General features: G+C 65.8%; 5 protein-coding genes. All 5 read left to right on the top strand.

Going from position 1 to position 4,824, the window contains the following annotated elements; genetic code table 11:
• Positions 1 to 238: hypothetical protein (locus GY937_00960; GenBank protein ID MCP5055274.1), on the top strand; the 238-nt coding region annotated here is incomplete at its 5' end.
• A gap of 145 nt (positions 239 to 383) precedes the next feature.
• Complete coding sequence (locus GY937_00955) at positions 384 to 914, top strand: hypothetical protein (protein MCP5055273.1); 531 nt, start codon at positions 384 to 386, stop codon at positions 912 to 914.
• Between the two features lie 87 nt (positions 915 to 1,001).
• A complete protein-coding gene (locus tag GY937_00950; GenBank protein ID MCP5055272.1) occupies positions 1,002 to 1,694 on the top strand; it encodes a hypothetical protein in 693 nt (230 codons plus the stop codon).
• Positions 1,695 to 1,698: 4 nt separating this feature from the next.
• Positions 1,699 to 4,374, top strand: coding sequence for a hypothetical protein (locus tag GY937_00945; GenBank protein ID MCP5055271.1), 2,676 nt, complete (start codon positions 1,699 to 1,701; stop codon positions 4,372 to 4,374).
• A gap of 51 nt (positions 4,375 to 4,425) precedes the next feature.
• On the top strand, positions 4,426 to 4,758 hold the full coding sequence (locus GY937_00940; protein MCP5055270.1) for a hypothetical protein: 333 nt from the start codon (positions 4,426 to 4,428) through the stop codon (positions 4,756 to 4,758).
• The last annotated feature ends 66 nt before the right edge of the window (positions 4,759 to 4,824 follow it).

The raw sequence follows: 4,824 nt of genomic DNA, 5'->3' as shown, positions 1-4,824 counted from the left end.
GACGCCCGACGTCATCAACCTCGGCTACACGCTGCTCAGCGGCGCTCCCCACAAGAATGAATTCACGCGGGGCGGGCACGGCGAGAGCACGACGCCCGGAGCACAGGGCGTCACCCTCGAGCTCGGCGAGCATCCCATCGCAGAAGAGCTACGCCAGCTCGGCCTGCCGAAGGATCCGCTGCTCAGCAACTGGTGCGAGCACATGCGGGGAAGCTTCGGGCCGTCGCAGCCTCTCTGAGCGGCGCAAAGCGAGAGGAGCGCTGAAGCGCTCCCCCTGAGCCTCGTGCGTGGAATCAGCGCCAACACGTCCGGCTCGGGCGGTTGTACAATCGGCGCGTGAACTCCACCGGGAGAACACCCTCCCGCGTGCCCAAGGAGACCCCATGGTCCATCGCCCGACGGTTCTATCGCTCGCATTCCTGCTCCTGCTCGGGGCGACCTTCGCATTGGCGGGGGAGCGGAAGTTGGACGGTTCGAGGGCGATTGCGGCTCCATCCGCTGACGTTGCCCGAAACATGAATCTGATGCGCACCGAACTCGACGCCTTGCGGGCGCGACTGGGAGCGCTGGAGAAGGCAAACCAAACGAAGCGGAAGGAGGCCCAGGTCAAACCGCGCACGAATCAAAACAAGCAGCCTCAAGCGGCCGGCCGTGCCATTCCGGGGGCGACGGGGCAGCTTTCCGATGCAGCGTTTCGCCAGAAGGTCCTGGAGGTCATGGCGCCGAAGCTGCAAGCCATCGACGCCAAACTCGCAGGGCTGGCTCCGTTTCCGGCCAGGGTTCAGGCGCTTCAACAACACCGCCATGGCCATGGTCACGGGCTCAGGAACTCGAAAACCGTGGTGGCGAATCCAGATCAGATGATCTTGGTCCCGAGCGGACCCGTCTCGACACCGATCTATTCTTCGCCCTAGCGAAGAGCTGAAAAAAAAAAAAAACGGTGACACTTGAACCCAGCGCCGCGTAGGATCGACTCCCGGTCTACATCCGAGGAGGCTCCCATGCTAGCGATAGGTTCTCTCTCCGCACCCGGTGCGAGCCATCGAAGAAGCCTGGCCTTGACGCTGGTCCTGGCTCTCACGCTTTCCGCATCCCTGTTGTACGCCCAGGACTCACCTGCTTCGGGACCACGGAAATCCCAACCTGGGGTGCTGGAATTCCGTTCCGACCTCAGGCCCGGGATGATCCTCGCACTGCCGGACACGGACCGTGTTCGGCTCTCTGACGGTCGCATGCTGAAGGTCGGCGATGTGCGACGCCTGTCTGCCGTGGCCAAACGACTACGGGCGCCTGGGTCCAACCCCCTGCCTGCTGCCCTGGCCCGCAAGCCCGCCGGGAAGGGTGTACCCCTTCGTAGCGGCGCAGATCTCGCGGCGGCACTCGAACGCAGTGACGACGAAACCGTGCAGCTTCCCTCCGGCCGGCTCCTCACCGTGGGGATGCTGCGCCTGCTCCAACCGGAAATCGAGGGTCGGATCGGCCGGTCGCTGTCCGCGACCCGCGATACGACCGCGACCACCGGAAAGGCCGTGCGCGTCGGAGCCAAGACCGACTGGGCGAAAATCTTGGGCCTGCCGGACGACACGCCGCTCGAGGCGCCCGATGGCACGCGCATCACGGTCGCCGACCTGAAGCAAGCCCTTGCCAATACGCCGGCGCGCACCGAGCCGGCGCAGAGCCGCGAGGGGGGATGACGCGATGCCTTCCACCCTCCGACCCAACCTCCGCTGCAACCTGGTCCGCCTGCTCCTGACTTCCCTTCTCGCCCTAGCCGCGAGCCTGACGCCCGCCGCTCCGGCCCAGGCCGACGCCATCGACGACTTCTCCTGGGTGTTGAGCCAGCTCGACGAGGCGAATGCCAACCCGTTCCCGATCAGCGGGAGCGACGTACAAGCCTCCAAGGGTCTCTTCCTATGCCTCGAGAAGGCCTCGAACGATCTGGCCGTGATCGGCTGCATCGACAGCTTCAAGAACACGCCACTCGGCCAGGAAGCCGCCAGTGCCAGCGGTGTCCCCAGCTGGTTCTGGGACCTCTTGGATACCTACGTCGCCCTGCGCGCGAACGATTTCTGGGGGGTGGTCGGCCACCTGGGCAAAGCGGCGATCTGCATCGTGGCGCAGGTGATGACCGGCGGCTCCGTAGATGTTTGCGGCCTGATCGAGGAACTCGTGAAGCTGGCCGAGAGCTTGAGCGATGCGGCCCAGGCCGTGGCGAAGTTCGTCGCGTCGATCGGCAAGGGTGCCTGGAGCGCGGTGCAGGACGTGGGCTGCTCGCTGGGCCTGGGTGGTTGCGGCTCGAGTTCACCACCTCATGAACGCGCCTATGCGTGGGTGTTCGCGCCCCGCGTACCGGACGGGGTGAAGGCGAAGAAGCAGGTGGATGCCTTTGCCTTCGTGACGCTGCGCATGCAACTCGAGGCGAACGCCAGCGCCAAGCCGGCCAAGCTCAGCGTCCAGATTCCAATCTCCCAGAACTACAGCGCAGCGGCCGTCTCCCTTGCATCGCAGATCTTCGAATCGACGGTGGACGCGAAGTGGACGGCCGACGTGGCCCAGAATGAGCTGCCAGCGCTAGCCGCCAAGCGCGGTAGCTACGCGAGTCCGGGACAGATCGAGAAGATCGCCCAAGCAGCCTACACGGCCTTCGGCCAGGGGAACGGTCCGCCGTCGAGCTGGGTTCCAACGCGCTGCACGAACGACTTCAAGAAGGTCTTCGGCTTCGCCCACGTGGATCGCTGGATCACCGGCCACACGGACGAGGCCGCGAAGCTCGGGAACGTGAAGTCCAACCCGACGTGGTGCCAGCAGGTCTTCTGGGGCCAGAACCTGGAGCCCTTCGCTGCCGAATTCCAGAAACTCGTGGCGGGAATATGCCCGACCCAGTCCGGCAAGATCGTCTGCCTCAGCATGGCCGCCCAGAAGTCCTGCTCGGAGCTGCTCGGGACCGTGGGACTGGCCGATCGATGCAATGCGAGCGGCTCGGTGGGCCTGGATGCGGCCAAGCAGATCGCCGCTCACCTGAAGAAGAATGGGTCGAAGATCCCCTGCACGATCGGCAAAACCGGCCTGAAGATTCCGGGCAAGCTGAGCCCCCCGGGCAGACTCACCTGCACGCGCCGCCCACAACAGCACTACTGCAAGGAGGCACACGAGAAGCTGTTCGGTTCCCTTCCGCATCCGGTCGTGAGCTGCCTGCTCGATGAGGACCCCGCCTACACGAAACTCGCGTCCCAGGTGAAGGCTGCCGTCGCAAGCCTGGCGGGCGGCTCCTTGCCGCAGCTGGGAATCGACAAGATCGATCCCCTGGTCGTGCTCGTCGGAGGCGAAGGCAACTCGTCTGTGCAGAGCCAACAGGATTTCGGGTTTGGGCCTCCCAGCAAGAAGAAAGGTTTCGACGCGGCCCTGCACGTTCCCCGACTCGTGGATGGCGTGGACACGCCTGTTCTTGCCAGGGACCTCGTGGGAGAGATCAAGGATATGACCGCTCTGCAGGTGCGGGCGCCGCATGGCATGCCGAACCCGCCAGATCCGACCCGGCCGGCCCTGTTGCGCGACGCCATCTCTCCGCACGCCGGCGCGAAGACGAAGGCTGGCTCGGCCGTCTTGCCGCGGGATGCGAACCTCTCCGCACAGAAAATGTCGCCCGCGCTCGGGAAGAGCGGAGCTTCCAAGCCTGCGGGGGGCTTCGGCAAGCCCGTCAAGATGCGCAACGGTGAGCTTCCTCCTGGCCAGCGCGTACGCGTCGGAAAGCCCCAGGGCGCCCGTTCGGCCGGGGCGATGCCCTTGCCCGCCATCGTGCCGCTGGAGCTCGTCATCGAGCCCGATCTGAAGATCGGCTCACAGCGTGTGCGTTGGGGTGGTACAACGCGGCTCGAGAGCAGTGAGGCCTTGCTCCGCTCGAACGGTATCTGCGAGGTGCCCATCCGCGTCCGAACACGGAACAAGGGAAGCCTACCCAGCGGAGCCACCTCACGTCGGTGGCGCAACTCTGCCGTGCGCGGCGAGGCGGTTTTCACGACCACCCCGATCGCCGCTCGGGCAGTGGCGAGCCAGGTGGACACGCTCCGCTTGGTGCCCGGCCGGAACGAGCTGCTCCTCACCCTCGGCACACAGGGCCAGGTTGCAGGCGGGGGCGCACGAAACAACGAGCGACGCATCGTCGTCGAGATCGAGGGCAGCTGCGGACGAGCCCCGGCGGCGCGGGTGACGCCATCCCGGAAGCGGCAGGCATTGCCGGCGCCTGTCCGAAAAACAGCTCCGACAACACGCGGACGATCACCATCCAGCGATGAAACGACTCCGGACGCTGCCGCGCCCGCAGGTGGGGGCCGCTTGGCGCCAGTCGTCAGTCCGAGGGAGTCGCGACGGCACTGAGCTTCGACGAAAAGCTCGTCACTTTGGGACGCCTGGACGGCACCTACGGAAATGCCTGTCCTCCCTTTCGCCCCCTTCGATGCCTTCTGGATCCTCCTGTCGGCCGTCCTCGTGACGTCCGCTCGGATCCTGCGGCTGTTGCGGCACGGGCACTGGGAGGTCTGGGTAGAACTCGGGCGGCCGACCTTGCTGCCTCGGGGCGGCGTAGGAGCCAGCGCGGGCTTGACGCGCTTCTACTGGTCGCGACGGGTCCGTGGTCTCGGCGATTCGGATCTTCGCCGCTGGGTCATCACCTTGCGCGTTCTGCAGCTGCTGTTGGCGGCCGTGCTGATCGTGCTGTGGAGCAGGCTCCTCAGCACCGGGACGCTCCAGAACCTGGTGTAGGCTTCGCGAACCCTCGAAAGGAGGTGCCTCGTGGAGAGCGTCCTGATCACCGGTGCGAACTCGGGT

The organism is bacterium (assembly GCA_024228115.1).
GTDB lineage: Bacteria > Myxococcota_A > UBA9160 > UBA9160 > UBA6930.
The sequence above is the reverse complement of the archived record's forward strand: the minus strand, read 5'-3'. Positions and strand labels throughout refer to the sequence as shown.